The following is a 14,254-nucleotide window of genomic DNA, read 5'->3' as shown; positions in this document are numbered from 1 at the left end:
AATTTATTTCTGGTGGCTTTTTTTTTGCCTATGAAAAAAACATTACTCTTAATTGCTTTGCTTGTAATTGGTTCAATTCAGGCACAAGAAAAGATAAGCTCAAAAAAGAAGAAATTTTTTATACCAGTAATTAAATATTCTTCATTCCCTATTCTTGATAATGCCTTAACACAAACCACGTTTTATCAAATGGATAAAGAATTGGTGCAGGAAGAGCTTATCTTAAAGAAGAAATATTTTGATATAGAAGGTTTTATAAAGGATCCTGCAAATGGTAAGTTGAAAATTTATTTAACCATTGCACTTCCTAAGTACAATGCGACAAAAGTCGATAGCACATTTGATAAGAAAAAGAATAGCTGGCAATTTATGGTCTATTCTAATTATAGTGTGAAAATAAAAGTAGAAGCTAAATGTGGAGATAAACTTTTATTATCTGAAGATTTTAATAATACAGAATCGTATGTAATTGGAGGTTCTTATCAAAAAGAAAATGTAAAAGCCGCGATAGCTTTAAGTAATCAAAGAGTTGAACAAGCAGAAAAAGATAATGATTACACTGCAGAAGAATTGGGTATGGATAGAGTAATTTATCAATCTGTAGAAAAGATCCAGAATTATCTTAATTATAAATTTGCTTATACAATTGATGAATCCAAAGAAAAGTTTGAATTCGTAACTTCAAAAGGGCATTCAGAATACAAACAGATGCTGGATTTTGAGAATGAAATTACGGCTCAAATAGAAAAAATAACACTTGAAAAGGGGTTAGACGAGAAATTACTGGCGCCGCATTTACAATATTTAGAAAGTTTATTGGTCAAATATCCGCCTTCACCTGCAAACGAAAATATCCGGTTTATTGTAACAAACAATTTAGCCGAAACGTATTTTTTACTGGAAAATAAAGAAAAAGCGTTGCAGTATGCAAATTTACTGATCGAAAATGACAAGCAGGATTCACGGGGCTCGGCTATTGTTAAAAGAGTAAATAGTGCCAATTTTGTTGACAAAAAAGTCAGAAGCCATACAACACGTTTTGCCGATCTTAAAAAATTAGGATTGAAAATCGCTGAAGAAAAAGAAGAAAAAAGATTAGCTTTCTTTGAGAAAATAGAGCAGCAGGATGCAGAGTGGGAAATCGAAAAATCGAATCGTGAGGCCAAACTAGAAAAAGCTAAAATGCAAAGATCTAATTTGCTTGATTCTATACCTTATCAGCTCAATGCTAACTTGCTGGCCAAAGTAATTGATAATTTAGGAGGAAGTCAGGCTTTAAAAAAAATCGAAAAAGCACATTTGTATTCTAAGCTTTCTATAGAGGGTAATAAAGTATCTCAAACAGAAGAAAGATGGGCGACTAACTTGAATTATCTTTTAAGAAAAAAAATGCCTGAAAGTTATTATGAGATTGTTAATGGAGCCGAAGCCTGGAGTCATGATGATCGCGAAAGTGGCGTAAATGCAAAATGGGCAAAACTCACCGCATACGATTACAGTAATTTATCTAAAAATTTAGATCCGGTAAATTTTTTAACCGATTTAAGACTTGATTTATGGAATAATTTTGAAGTTTTGCAAGATGAAATGTATGAAGGAAGAGTATGTTATCATTTGAATTATTTTGAAAAAACATTAAGTTCAGGAAATAGAACAATTCCTAAAACAGATTATCATGTTTTTATTGATAAAGAGAATTTTAATATCGTTTCTACCGAAAAAACAGAATTCGATAACGGTAACAAAAGTTTTTTCGAACGAAAACTTTTTGGCGATTACCGCCCCGTTGCAACATTAAATTCCGGAAAAATTCCACATAAGATTAATTATGAAATCGAAGATTTTAACGGAGAAACCCTTTATCAGGAAATACGCGAAAAAGTAGAGGTTAATCCCGTTTTTGGAAATCGAATTTTTATGAAAGAAGTGTATTTCGGAGGCTTTAAATAGTCTATGTTGTCTTTTTGAAAAAGAATAATCAGAATTGATTAGTTTTTGGTTTATAGACTCGGTTTTCTGAGTTGGATGCCGGAAATTAATCAATTCTTTTGTTTTAGGGCGTATTATCTCAACAAAAGTTTGTGAAATTTAAAGAAATTGATGGTCAATAATCCAAAATTCCTTACTTTCGCACCTCGTTTAAGAAAAGTATAAAATGAGCACAAAATTTACTGAATACAAAGGACTTGACTTACCAACAGTAGCGTCAGAAGTACTTGATTTTTGGAAGAAAGAAAATATATTTGAAAAGAGTGTAAGTACCCGTGAAGGTGCTGAGCCTTATGTGTTTTTTGAAGGTCCGCCTTCAGCAAACGGATTACCGGGAATTCACCACGTGATGGCTCGTGCAATTAAAGATATTTTTTGTCGTTACAAAACTCAAAAAGGTTTTCAGGTAAAAAGAAAAGCCGGTTGGGATACTCATGGATTGCCTGTAGAATTAGGTACCGAAAAAGAACTTGGAATTACAAAAGAAGATATTGGTAAAACCATTTCTATCGAAGAATATAACGAAGCGTGTAAAAAAACCGTAATGCGTTATACCGATGTATGGAATGATTTGACCGAAAAAATGGGGTATTGGGTAGATATGGAAGATCCGTATGTAACTTACAAACCTAAGTATATGGAATCTGTATGGTGGCTTTTGAAACAAATCTATGATAAAGGTTTGTTGTACAAAGGATACACGATTCAGCCTTATTCACCTAAAGCCGGAACAGGATTGTCTTCTCACGAAGTAAATCAGCCCGGAGCGTATCGTGATGTTACGGATACTACGATCGTAGCACAATTTAAAACTTTGCCGGAAACTTTGCCAGCCTTTTTACAAGGTTTTGGAGATGTTCATATTTTGGCCTGGACGACAACTCCATGGACATTACCGTCGAATACAGCTTTGACAGTTGGGCCAAAAATAGATTATGTTTTAGTGAAAACCTTCAATCAGTATACTTTTGAACCGATTAATGTAGTTCTGGCTAAAAATTTGGTCGGAAAACAGTTCGGAAAAGGATTTTTTGTGAGCGAAGACGATGTTGATTTTGATAAAGTGAAAAATGGAGACAAACAGCTTCCGTATAAAATTTTAGCAGAGGCAAAAGGTGCCGATTTGGCTGAAATCCGTTATGAGCAATTATTGCCATACGTATTGCCTTATCAGAATTCTGAGAATGCGTTCAGGGTAATCACAGGAGATTTTGTTACTACAGAGGATGGAACAGGGGTAGTACATACCGCTCCTACTTTTGGTGCTGATGATGCTAAAGTTGCAAAAGAAGCAAAACCGGAAGTGCCGCCAATGTTAGTTTTAGACGAAAATGGGACAGCAGTTCCTTTAGTTGATTTACAAGGAAAATTTACTTCACATGTAGGTGATTTGGCCGGTAAATATGTAAAGAATGAATATTATGATGCGGGTCAGGCGCCAGAGCGTTCTGTAGATGTTGAGATTGCTATTCGATTAAAAGAAGAAAATAAAGCCTTTAAAGTTGAAAAATACGTACATAGTTATCCACACAGTTGGAGAACTGATGAGCCGTTATTATATTATCCACTAGATTCATGGTTCATTAAAGTAACCGATGTTAAAGATAGAATGTTCGACCTGAACGAAACTATCAATTGGAAGCCTAAGTCTACTGGTGAAGGACGTTTTGGAAACTGGCTGAAAAATGCTAACGACTGGAACTTATCTCGTTCTAGATATTGGGGGATTCCGTTGCCAATTTGGAGAACTGAAGACAAAAAAGAAGAAGTTCTTATTGGTTCTGTTGAAGAATTGTACAATGCGATCGAAAAATCTATCGAAGCAGGTTTTCAAAAAGAAAATCCATTCAAAGGTTTTGAAATCGGAAATATGTCTGAATCAAACTATGATTTAGTCGACTTACATAAAAATGTAGTGGACGAAATCACGTTGGTTTCAGCTTCAGGCCAGCCAATGAAACGCGAAAGTGATTTAATTGATGTTTGGTTTGATTCAGGAGCAATGCCTTATGCACAATGGCATTATCCTTTTGAAAATAAAGATAAAATTGACGAGAATAAAGATTTCCCTGCAAATTTCATTGCAGAAGGTGTCGATCAGACTCGTGGATGGTTTTATACGCTGCACGCAATCGGAACTTTGGTTTTTGATAAAATTGCGTACAAGAATGTAGTTTCGAATGGTTTGGTTCTGGATAAAAACGGACAAAAGATGTCGAAGCGTTTAGGAAATGCGACAGATCCTTTTGAAACAATTAAGGAATACGGTCCTGATGCCACACGTTGGTACATGATCTCTAACGCAAATCCTTGGGATAATTTAAAATTTGATATTGAAGGGATTGCTGAGGTTCGTCGTAAATTCTTCGGAACCCTGTATAATACCTATTCCTTCTTTTCGTTATATGCAAATATCGATGGATTTAAATATGCTGAGGCAGAAATTCCATTAAACGAAAGGCCGGAAATTGACCAATGGATCGTGTCTGAATTGCATACATTAATAAAATTTGTTGATGAATGTTATGAAGATTATGAGCCTACTAAGGCAGCTAGAGCTATTTCTGACTTCGTTCAGGAAAATCTAAGTAACTGGTATGTTCGTTTGTGTCGTCGTCGTTTCTGGAAAGGGGAGTACGCTCATGATAAAATTGCAGCGTATCAAACACTTTATACTTGTTTATTAACGATAAGTAAATTAAGTGCGCCGATCGCTCCTTTTTTCATGGATAAATTATACCGCGACTTAACAGGTTCTACGCAAACCGAGCAATATAGCAGTGTTCACTTGGCAGAGTTTCCAAAATTTGTCGAAAACTTTGTTAATAAAACGTTAGAAAGCAAAATGCAGAAGGCGCAAACCATCTCGTCTTTGGTTTTATCACTTCGTAAAAAGGAAATGATTAAAGTGCGTCAGCCTTTGCAAAAGGTAATGATTCCGGTACTTGACGATAATCAGAGAGCTGAAATTGAAGCTATTTCTGAACTTGTAAAAGCGGAAGTTAATGTGAAAGAAATTGTGCTCTTGGACGATGATTCGGGTATTTTGGTGAAGCAGATTAAGCCTAATTTTAAAGCCTTAGGACCGCGATTCGGTAAAGGTATGGGGCTGATTTCCAAAGAGATACAGTCTTTTTCGGCAGATCAAATCAATCAATTAGACAAGCAGGGCGCATTGGATATTGTTATTGCAGGAAATACTGTAACTTTATCATTAGAAGATGTAGAAATAACCTCTCAGGATATTGAAGGTTGGTTGGTTGCAAATTCAAACGGAATTACGGTTGCGCTTGATATTACAATATCTGACGAATTGAAAAACGAGGGAATCGCAAGAGAATTGGTAAACAGAATTCAAAACATCCGTAAGGATTCAGGATTTGAAGTTACCGATAAGATTAAAGTTCAAATAAAAAGAAGCGGCCTTTTAGAAGAGGCAATTCTAAAAAATGAAGACTATATTAAGTCTGAGACATTAACTGATGATTTGGTTTTTGTAGACGCTTTGGAAAACGGCACAGAAATTGAATTTGATGATATTAAAACAGTGATATTAATTTCAAAATAAGTATAATATGATAGATGAAATTACAAGATACTCTGATGCTGATTTAGCAGAGTTCAAAGAAATAATTCAAATTAAAATACAAAAAGCACAAGCCGATCTGGATTTAATTAAAAGTGCTTACATGAATGATTTGAATAACGGTACAGATGATACTTCTCCAACTTTTAAAGCATTTGAAGAAGGAAGCGAAACAATGTCTAAAGAGGCAAACTCACAGTTGGCTATCAGACAGGAAAAGTTTATTCGCGATCTAAAAAACGCACTATTCCGTGTTGAAAATAAAACCTATGGTATTTGTAAAGTAACAGGTAAATTAATTAGCAAAGAAAGGCTTAAAATCGTTCCTCATGCTACAATGAGTATCGAAGCTAAAAACTTGCAGAGATAAAATCCAGGGTTTTTGTACTCTATAAAATAAAACGCTCCTTTTAGGGGCGTTTTTTTTTGTTTAATGTTTGAGCAGCTTTGTTGAAGTAAAGATAATTCTTTAAAGAGAGAATTTTACTATAAATAAATAAAGATGTAGTAAAATTGGGTTGTTTGTTTTTGTAAGAATTTAAAGAAACAGGAGTTTTTACGTAGGAAAGAAGTAGTATTAATTAGAACTGTCTTCTTTGCAGACAGTTCTAATTAATAAAATAAGCTTGAGTTTAAGCTAAGTTTTTTTCTAATTCTAATTTGTGTTTTCTTAAAACGGCTCTTGTCATTCCTAAATTTGCTTTAGTCGAATCTGCGGCAAGATAGATCATGAACTTTTTGTTGGGAGAAATGTCGATGATGTGAATTTGATTGGAAAGAGTAATCAAAATGTCTTCGATTTCCTGGTTTAAATTTAAAGCTTTTACTGCACTTAATTTTGCTTTCACAACTTCGAGATTGTAAGCTGCTGCAAGTTCAGGGTCAAATGCCGGATCTGTTGTCAGGTTTCCAAAGCTTAATCCTGATTCGATTTCTGTTACAGCTACTGCAATAAAGCCGTTTACGTTAGTTTTCATTTCATTCAAAAAAACGTTTAAAAAGTCATTACTCATAGTTTTTCGGGGTTTGGTGTTAATAGAAATATGTTATTTTAACAAAGAATTTTTGCTTAGTTCCGTAGCTGTTTCTTCGGTCGATCGTAGTAATAAACCGAGGTTACTGCCGTCTTTTGAAAATGTAATAATAAAATTTGTGCCGCTTATTTTGTTTCCCACAACAACTCCTTCTGTGGTTTTTAAAAAAAGTTGCTTTAAAGAGCCTTTTTCGAGATCTAATAAAAGTTTGTCGCTCATCGATACGATGGCCGAGCTCATTGCGGCGATACTATCCGCATAATCTAAATGAAGTGATGTGATTAATTTTCCTTTCCCATTAATGATTAATGCTGCGGAAGATTTGGTAGTAAGTAGAAAATCGTTTAGAGTAGTTGTGATTTCATTCATATTTTGTAAGATTTAGGAAAGTTGTTAAATTCTTTTCGTTTTAATACTGCGTGAGAGGTAAATATGATCTTTTAGTCTAAACAAGTGTTAATTTTTATTAACAAATATAAATTAAATTATGTATCATTGTAATATCAAATCATTATAATTTTATTTATTTAACATAAAAATCTTATAAAATGGCTAAAGTATTGAAATTCAAAGAAGTGAACTCCGATGTTGAGCATCGAATGAAGGAATTTGAAAAGATTCGTATACAGTTTAAAACTCAGATAAAGAAGGCTGAAGTCAAGAATGGGACAGCGGGAAAAGAAGGTAAAGGATTGCTTAAATCTATTTCAGATTTCTTTGCGGATCCACCTAAAAAAACGGTTCGGTCAAATGTTGAAAAATAGAGCTTCAGTTAAAGGACTAAAATGCTTTGGCAGTTGCTGGTTTATCTCCAAAAACAATTAACGCTCCGATAGGGGCGTTTTTTTTGATTAAATTGTTACTTTTGCCCCATCAAAATTTAATAAAATGTCATTACGAAAAGCGTATTTCCTTATATTTTTAGTTTTAATTGTCGATCAGCTTTCAAAAATCTATGTAAAAACAAACTTTGTTTTAGGTGATGAAGTAGTAATTTTTGACTGGTTTAGAATTCACTTTATTGAAAATGAAGGAATGGCCTGGGGGACAAAGATACCTGGTGAATATGGTAAACTATTTCTAACTGTTTTTAGAATTTTTGCTGTAGTAGGAATTGGATACTGGTTGGCAGATTCGGTTAAGAAACGTTATTCAAATTACTTAATTGTAGCTATAGCGTTGATTTTTGCCGGAGCAGCCGGAAATATAATTGATTCGGTATTTTATGGGATTGTCTTTGATGGTAGTCATGGTAATCTGGCAACCCTTTTCTCACCAGAGCCTTATGGAACATGGTTTCACGGTTTAGTGGTAGACATGTTTTACTTTCCAATCTGGAGAGGTACTTTACCGTCTTGGTTCCCTTACTGGGGTGGTGAAGAAGTTTCTTTTTTTAATGCGATCTTTAATGTTGCCGATGTAGCAATTTCTACAGGAGTAGGTATATTGTTGGTTTTTAATAAAAGAGCCTTTCCTAAAACTGCCTAGTTGTTGTAGAAAAACTGAAATATTTAAAATTCCAAATTCCAATAGCTGCTTGATAAAAGAGTTAGTTATTGGAATTTGGAATTTTTGCTTTATTGGGATTTCATATTTTAATGTGTTATTTTTACCGTACGAAAAACTAAACTCATGCAAAGTCCGTCTTTCTCTATCTACGATGCATCTGCAGGCTCTGGAAAGACCTATACTTTGGTGAAAGAGTATCTCAAAATTATTCTTTCTTCTCCAAGAAATGATGCCTATCGAAATATTTTAGCGATTACTTTTACGAATAAGGCGGTTCATGAAATGAAAAGCCGTATTGTGGGAAGTTTGTCGGAGTTTGCAAAAGAAGAACCTTCTGCGAAAGCAGTTGACTTGATGGAGGACTTGTCTCGTGATACAGGGCTTTCAATTGTTAAAATCAAATTAAAGTCTCAAAATATTATAAAGCATCTGATTCATAATTATGCTGCTTTTGATATTTCTACTATTGATAAATTTACCCACAAAGTAATTCGTGCTTTCGCGCATGATCTTAATTTGCCAATGACTTTCGAGGTCACTTTGGATACCGAGAATTTGTTAATTGAAGCTGTTGATGCTATTATTGCGCAAGCAGGCCAGGACGAAACATTAACTAAGTTGTTGATTGATTTTACGATGGAGAAAACCGACGATGATAAAAGTTGGGATGTTTCTCGTGAAATATTAGAAACAGGAAGGTTGGTTTTGAATGAAAACAATCGGAATGAGATCTCCCATTTTCAGGATAAATCTATTGAAGAGTTTGTTGTCATCAAAAAGAAAATGCAGGCTTTGTGTAAAGAATTGGAAGCTGAAAATGAAAATTTTGCTACAGAAGCACTTGCTTTAATAGATAAAAATGGAATTGATTTAAAATCATTTTCACGCGGAACGTTTCCAAACCATTTAGAGAGTATTCGCGATGGAAAATTTAATCCCCGTAATAAAACTTTCCATGAATTTGATGATATTGCGATTAATAAAACGGCAAAAGACAGAGCGTTAATCGAAAATATAATTCCGGAACTGCTTCAAATTCTGGAAAAAATCTATAAGAACTTTGAGAAAAGGGATTTTTATAAAGCGTTCCTGAAAAATATTACACCACTTTCGCTTTTGAATACTGTTAGTAACGAATTGGCGAAAATTCAATCAGAACAAAATATTTTGTCTATTTCTGAATTTAATGCGATTATTCATCGTGAAATTCAAAATCAGCCCGCGCCCTTCATTTATGAGCGTTTAGGGGAGAAATACCGCCACTTTTTTATTGATGAATTTCAGGATACTTCCGAAATGCAATGGCAGAATCTGATTCCGCTAATACATAACTCCCTTTCCGGTCAGGATGATTTTGGAAACAAAGGAACTCTGATGATAGTGGGGGATCCGAAACAATCTATTTATCGATGGAGGGGTGGAAAAGCGGAACAGTTTATCGAATTGGGGAAAGAAGAGGTTTCTTTTTTTAATCATGAAAAAGTAGTCAAACATTTGGATACAAATTACCGAAGTTATAGTGAGGTAATTGAGTTTAATAACGATTTTTTTAAATTAATTTCGACTGAATTTACAAATGAAGATTATAAAGATTTGTATGAAAATCATAGTTTTCAGAATGTAAATTCGAAAAAAGGAGGATATGTCAATATTTCTTTTCTGCCTATAATTGAGAAGTCAGATTTTGCGGACGAAGAAGAAGTTGTGGAGAAATCAGATTTGTATGTTTTGGCGACATTAAATATAATTCAGAAAGTAGTCAGGGAAGGATTTGAGTACAAAGATATTGTGATTTTAACTCGAAAAAGAGATCAGGGAATTGCAATCGCGAATTATTTAACAGAACAAAATATCCCGCTTTTATCTTCTGAAACTTTAATGATTCAAAATGCTACAGAGGTGTGTTTGATTGTTCATTTGCTGAAATATTTAAACAATAGTGCCGATTTAGAGTCAAAAGCTAATTTTCTTCATTTTTTAGGATCGAACAAAGAGGTTCAAATGCCAATTCATGATTTCATTGCTTTGGGAATGGCTCAAAAAAGGGAAGATGATTTTGAAAAATGGTTATTGACTTTTGATGTTGCGTTTTCTTTTGAAGATGTTCGAAAAAAATCATTGTACGAAGCGGTAGAAATTATAATTTCGAAATTTGTTATTCCTGACGAGGGGAATGCATATGTTCAGTTTTTTCTGGATATTGTTTTAGAGCGGGACATGAGAAATCAGGCCGGAATAGCTGATTTTTTAAGTTATTGGGATAAAAATGCAGAGAAATTTAGTATTCCGTCTCCGGAAGGAAACAATGCTGTTAGAATTATGACGATTCATAAGTCAAAAGGATTGGAATTTCCGGTTGTAATTATGCCATTTGCAGAAGAAGATTACAATAGAAAGCCAAAAGATAAATTGTGGCTCGATACCGAAGATGTGAACTTAGATGTTCCGAAAGCTTTAATTGATAATAGTAGCGCGGTTGAAGGTTTTGGTGAAAGTGCTTCGGCGGTTTTTAATTTGAAAAAGCAGGAAGAATTACTCGATAATATTAATGTTTTGTATGTGGCATTAACACGTGCCGAAGAGCAGCTGCATGTAGTATCGCAAGCTTTAAAAGAAAGAAAAGACGGCGAATTGCCCAGTAATATGGCTTCTTTTTTTATCAGGTATTTAATGTATAAAGGAGTTTATGATGCCGAGAGATTAGAGTACGAGTTTGGGAGTAAAACCAGGCTTTCAAGTTCGGTAAAGTCGGTTGATCTGGTCAAAGTGATTCCGGTGGTCTCAGAAGTTCTAAATCCAAAAAATATTAAAATTGCACAACGTGAGGCTTTAATGTGGGGGACACACCAACAAGAGGCAATTGCTTATGGGAATATAGTTCATGAAATTTTGGCTTTTGTAAAAGATAAAACAGATGTCGATCTGGCGGTTACAAAAGGTATCGAGAACGGATTGATCACGAATGACCAGATAGATATGGTTTTGAAGACGCTCCAGGAAATTGTCAATCATCCTGAGTTGAGTATTTGTTTTGATGGAAAGGATACTATTTTGAACGAACAGACAATTGTTCAGAAAGAAGGCAGGATTTTAAAACCTGATCGAATTGTTTTAACGGGGGGCAGAGAAGCATATTTGTTGGATTATAAAACGGGAGCTATCAATCCAAAATATATCAGGCAAATACAGGAGTATCAGGAAGCTATTGAGGATTTAGGGTATAAAGTGTTAAAAAAAGCATTGGTATACATCGGATCAGAAATCGATATAGTAAATTTGTGAAAAAATTAATCAGATGTTAAGGATTTAGTTAGGTATTTATGGCTTAAGTTGTTAATTTTTAACGTTTTAAATAAATAGAAATGTACGGAAAAATAAAAGAACATTTGCAAAATGAGTTGCAAACGATTGAAGAAAATGGAATTTTCAAGAAAGAACGCATTATAACTTCAGCACAAGATGCAGAGATAACGATTTCTACAGGAGAAAAAGTTTTGAATTTTTGCGCCAACAATTATTTAGGGCTTTCGTCACACCCTCAAGTGGTGCAGGCAGCAAAAGATGCTATGGATACACATGGTTTCGGAATGTCATCAGTACGCTTTATTTGTGGAACACAGGATATTCATAAGACTTTGGAGAAAAAGATAGCAGATTTTTATGGTACAGAAGATACGATTCTTTATGCTGCTGCTTTTGATGCAAATGGCGGTGTTTTTGAGCCGCTGCTGGGAGAAAATGATGCTATTATTTCAGACAGTTTAAATCATGCTTCTATTATTGATGGAGTTCGTTTGTGTAAAGCGGCGCGTTACCGTTATGAAAATAGTAATATGGAAGATTTGGAGCAACAGTTAATTAAAGCTAATGAGGCTGGTGCACGATTCAAATTAATTGTTACTGATGGAGTTTTCTCAATGGATGGTCTTGTGGCGCCTTTGGATAAGATTTGTGATTTGGCTGATAAATATGACGCTATGGTGATGGTGGATGAATGTCATGCTGCCGGATTTATTGGAGCAACAGGAAAAGGGACTCTTGAAGCCAAAGGTGTTATGGGAAGGGTTGATATTATAACCGGAACACTTGGTAAAGCTTTAGGAGGAGCAATGGGAGGTTATACAACTGCTAAAAAAGAAATAATTGAGTTATTGCGTCAGCGTTCACGACCATATTTGTTTTCAAACTCACTGGCACCGGCTATTGTTGGTGCTTCAATAAAGGTGTTTGAGTTGTTGGAACAAGATACTTCTTTGAGAGATAAGTTAGAATGGAATACTAATTATTTTAAAGAAGGAATGAAAAAAGCCGGTTTTGATATCATTGATGGAGATTCAGCGATTGTTCCGGTAATGCTATACGATGCAAAATTGTCGCAAACAATGGCTAATGAGTTATTGAAACAAGGTATTTATGTAATCGGATTCTTCTTCCCTGTAGTTCCGAAAGAAAAAGCCAGGATTAGAGTGCAATTATCTGCAGCACATACAAAAGAGCACTTAGACAGGGCTATAGAGGCGTTTATAGTTGTCGGACAAATGTTAAAAGTTATATAATTCCCACTTTGGTCAAATTTTTGTAGGTTTTTTTTAACATTTCATTTTGTATTTAAAAATTTTGGTGTTACTTTTGCTTGTAATTAACTAAATTGTAATTAAAAAAATTAAGTATGAAACATCTTAACAAACTTTTAGTTGCTGTGATGATGGTGATGGGTTTAAGTTCTCACGCACAAGACAGTAACAATCCATGGGCTATCTCTTTCGGAGTTAATGCCGTTGACACTAGAACAAGTTCTGGTGCTGGAAGTGGTTTCTTTGATCAACACTTCTCTCAGCCATTCGCTGTAAAAGACAACTGGAATATCCTTCCTTCTTTATCTTACATTGGTGTGAATAGATATGTAGGTAGCGGTTTCTCTGTTGGTTTACAAGGATCTGTAAACAAGATCGATAAATATGTTACTTTCAATCCATCTGCTGTAGGGCATGATAGTAGAGGTAATGTAGTTACTAATCCTGGTGATTTGATGTATTACGGAATTGATGCTACTATTAAATATAGCTTCCAAGAGTTGATCAAATCTAAAGTGATTGATCCTTCGTTATCTGTTGGTGGAGGTTATACTTTCTTCGGAGATAGCAGCTACGGAACTGTTAACCCAGGTGCTGGTGTTACTTTCTGGTTTACTGATGCTATTGGTCTTGAGCTTGCTACAAGATACAAATGGTCAGTTAGTGGTGATAGAGAAGACAAAGCTGGTGTTCCAGATGCTCCATCTCACTTTCAACACACTGCTGGTCTAGTTTTCAAATTCGGAGGTAAAGATACTGACGGAGACGGAATCTATGATAAAGATGATGCTTGTCCAGATGTTGCTGGTTTAAAACAATTCAACGGATGTCCTGATACTGACGGAGACGGAATCGTTGACGCTAGTGATGCTTGTCCAACTGAATTTGGTTTAGCTGCATTAAACGGTTGTCCAGATAAAGACGGAGACGGAATTGCTGATAAAGATGATGCTTGTCCAGATGTTGCTGGTCCAAAACAATTCAACGGATGTCCTGATACAGACGGAGACGGTGTTCCAGACAAAGATGACAAATGTCCTACAGTTGCTGGTCCTAAAGAAAATGGTGGTTGTCCTTTCTTAGACGCTGACAAAGACGGTGTTGCTGATAAAGATGATGATTGTCCTACAGTAGCTGGTCCTGCTTCTAACAGAGGTTGTCCTGAAGTAACTACTGAAGCTTTAGAAGATCTTAAAGTTCAAGCTAGAGCGGTTTACTTTAACTCAGGAAAAGCAACTTTCAAAACAGGAGACAAAGAAACTCCAGCTAGATTAGATGCTATTAAAGAAATCCTTAAAAACTATCCAAACGCGAAATTCGCTATCGAAGGACACACAGATAGTACAGGTTCTGCAAAAATCAACGACAAACTTTCTCAAGAAAGAGCTGACGCTGTGAAAAATGCATTAATCGAAAGAGGTGTTAATCCAGAAAATTTAGAGTCTAAAGGATTTGGATCTTCTCAACCAGTTGCAAGTAACAAAACTGCTGCAGGTAAAGCACAAAACAGAAGAACAGAAATTAGACACATTGGTTCTAAATACCAAGGTAAAATCTAATTT

Annotated in this window: 10 protein-coding genes; 8 read left to right on the top strand and 2 right to left on the bottom strand. The window is 34.9% G+C overall.

Annotation, left to right across the window (positions count from 1 at the left end; all coding sequences use genetic code 11):
• Positions 1 to 30: 30 nt before the first annotated feature.
• The 3 genes from OGZ34_RS03365 to OGZ34_RS03355 all read left to right on the top strand — a co-directional run bounded on the left by OGZ34_RS03365 (position 31) and on the right by OGZ34_RS03355 (position 5,945).
• Positions 31 to 1,950 (top strand): Atg14 domain-containing protein, encoded by a 1,920-nt coding sequence (locus OGZ34_RS03365; RefSeq protein WP_263362135.1) that lies wholly within the window; start codon positions 31 to 33, stop codon positions 1,948 to 1,950.
• Between the two features lie 205 nt (positions 1,951 to 2,155).
• Positions 2,156 to 5,557 carry an isoleucine--tRNA ligase gene (gene ileS, locus OGZ34_RS03360; protein WP_263362134.1) on the top strand — a complete coding sequence of 1,134 codons (3,402 nt, stop codon included), beginning with the start codon at positions 2,156 to 2,158 and terminating at the stop codon, positions 5,555 to 5,557.
• Between the two features lie 7 nt (positions 5,558 to 5,564).
• On the top strand, positions 5,565 to 5,945 hold the full coding sequence (locus OGZ34_RS03355; protein WP_173965039.1) for a TraR/DksA family transcriptional regulator: 381 nt from the start codon (positions 5,565 to 5,567) through the stop codon (positions 5,943 to 5,945).
• Positions 5,946 to 6,207: 262 nt separating this feature from the next.
• On the opposite strand, the gene OGZ34_RS03350 is transcribed toward OGZ34_RS03355, so the two are convergent.
• Together OGZ34_RS03350 and OGZ34_RS03345 are read right to left on the bottom strand one after the other, a co-directional pair.
• Positions 6,208 to 6,588, bottom strand: coding sequence for a hypothetical protein (locus OGZ34_RS03350; protein ID WP_017497678.1), 381 nt, complete (start codon positions 6,586 to 6,588; stop codon positions 6,208 to 6,210).
• Positions 6,589 to 6,621: 33 nt separating this feature from the next.
• On the bottom strand, positions 6,622 to 6,978 hold the full coding sequence (locus tag OGZ34_RS03345; RefSeq protein WP_263362133.1) for a roadblock/LC7 domain-containing protein: 357 nt from the start codon (positions 6,976 to 6,978) through the stop codon (positions 6,622 to 6,624).
• Between the two features lie 179 nt (positions 6,979 to 7,157).
• Between OGZ34_RS03345 and OGZ34_RS03340 the strand changes: the two genes are divergently transcribed.
• From OGZ34_RS03340 to OGZ34_RS03320, 5 genes are all read left to right on the top strand, one after another.
• Complete coding sequence (locus OGZ34_RS03340; protein ID WP_263362132.1) at positions 7,158 to 7,373, top strand: hypothetical protein; 216 nt, start codon at positions 7,158 to 7,160, stop codon at positions 7,371 to 7,373.
• Positions 7,374 to 7,497: 124 nt separating this feature from the next.
• Positions 7,498 to 8,097, top strand: a complete 600-nt coding sequence (locus OGZ34_RS03335) for a lipoprotein signal peptidase (protein WP_173965036.1) — start codon at positions 7,498 to 7,500, stop codon at positions 8,095 to 8,097.
• Positions 8,098 to 8,241: 144 nt separating this feature from the next.
• Positions 8,242 to 11,400 (top strand): UvrD-helicase domain-containing protein, encoded by a 3,159-nt coding sequence (locus OGZ34_RS03330; protein WP_263362131.1) that lies wholly within the window; start codon positions 8,242 to 8,244, stop codon positions 11,398 to 11,400.
• An 80-nt stretch (positions 11,401 to 11,480) separates the two neighbouring features.
• On the top strand, positions 11,481 to 12,674 hold the full coding sequence (gene kbl, locus OGZ34_RS03325) for a glycine C-acetyltransferase (protein WP_173965034.1): 1,194 nt from the start codon (positions 11,481 to 11,483) through the stop codon (positions 12,672 to 12,674).
• A gap of 113 nt (positions 12,675 to 12,787) precedes the next feature.
• The gene (locus OGZ34_RS03320) at positions 12,788 to 14,251 is read left to right on the top strand and encodes an OmpA family protein (protein ID WP_173965033.1); all 1,464 of its coding nucleotides are present in this window, start codon (positions 12,788 to 12,790) and stop codon (positions 14,249 to 14,251) included.
• Positions 14,252 to 14,254: the final 3 nt, after the last annotated feature.

It is taken from the genome of Flavobacterium collinsii (assembly GCF_946903285.1).
Classification (GTDB): Bacteria; Bacteroidota; Bacteroidia; order Flavobacteriales; family Flavobacteriaceae; genus Flavobacterium; species Flavobacterium collinsii.
Note: the sequence above shows the minus strand (reverse complement) of the source record. Positions and strands in the feature narration are given on the sequence as shown.

Bases quoted from the DNA above. Each gene is read 5' to 3' on its own strand.
- OGZ34_RS03365 (WP_263362135.1), top strand. From the start codon at position 31: ATGAAAAAAACATTACTCTTAATTGCTTTGCTTGTAATTGGTTCAATT.
- ileS (WP_263362134.1), top strand. From the start codon at position 2,156: ATGAGCACAAAATTTACTGAATACAAAGGACTTGACTTACCAACAGTA.
- OGZ34_RS03355 (WP_173965039.1), top strand. From the start codon at position 5,565: ATGATAGATGAAATTACAAGATACTCTGATGCTGATTTAGCAGAGTTC.
- OGZ34_RS03350 (WP_017497678.1), bottom strand. From the start codon at position 6,588: ATGAGTAATGACTTTTTAAACGTTTTTTTGAATGAAATGAAAACTAAC.
- OGZ34_RS03345 (WP_263362133.1), bottom strand. From the start codon at position 6,978: ATGAATGAAATCACAACTACTCTAAACGATTTTCTACTTACTACCAAA.
- OGZ34_RS03340 (WP_263362132.1), top strand. From the start codon at position 7,158: ATGGCTAAAGTATTGAAATTCAAAGAAGTGAACTCCGATGTTGAGCAT.
- OGZ34_RS03335 (WP_173965036.1), top strand. From the start codon at position 7,498: ATGTCATTACGAAAAGCGTATTTCCTTATATTTTTAGTTTTAATTGTC.
- OGZ34_RS03330 (WP_263362131.1), top strand. From the start codon at position 8,242: ATGCAAAGTCCGTCTTTCTCTATCTACGATGCATCTGCAGGCTCTGGA.
- kbl (WP_173965034.1), top strand. From the start codon at position 11,481: ATGTACGGAAAAATAAAAGAACATTTGCAAAATGAGTTGCAAACGATT.
- OGZ34_RS03320 (WP_173965033.1), top strand. From the start codon at position 12,788: ATGAAACATCTTAACAAACTTTTAGTTGCTGTGATGATGGTGATGGGT.